The 521-nt window shown below is 71.6% G+C and carries 1 pseudogene; it reads right to left on the bottom strand.

Annotated elements, in window-relative coordinates:
- Positions 1 to 423, bottom strand: a pseudogene (locus tag ACU8YE_RS24305) (molybdopterin molybdenumtransferase MoeA); the annotation flags it as partial.
- Between the last annotated feature and the right edge of the window lie 98 nt (positions 424 to 521).

Raw genomic sequence — 521 nt, 5'->3', positions numbered from 1 at the left:
CCATTCACCTGCCTTCGGCGTGTGCAGGATCTCGACCGCGTCGCCGTCGGCCGACGCCTGCTCCTGCATCACGACCGCGTCGGCGCCGGGCGGCACCGTCGCGCCGGTGAAGATCCGCGCGGCCGTGCCGGCCGCAAGCGGTTGCGCCGGATGGCCAGCCGGAATGCGTTGCGACACCGGCAACCGTCGATCGCCGTGCAGCAGGTCGGCGACGCGCACCGCATAGCCGTCCATCGCGCTCGTGTGCATCGGCGGCACGTCGAGCGGCGAGCTGACGTCGGCCGCCAGCACGCGGCCGAGCGCGTCGAGCGTGGCGACGGTTTCGGCGCCGGGCAGCGGCTTCGCGGCATCGAGCAGCGCGGCGAGCGCCTCGGCGGTCGACAGCATTGGCGCGCGCGGCGCCGCGGGATTCGGGTTCGACATCGATGGAATCGGGGATCGTTGGAATCAAACCGTCATTGTAGCGACGCCGTCACGCGCACGCGCGATATGGCGAGCATGCGAAGACTGTGATCGGCGCG

Source organism: Ralstonia sp. VS2407, assembly GCF_052950655.1.
Note: the sequence above shows the minus strand (reverse complement) of the source record. Positions and strands in the feature narration are given on the sequence as shown.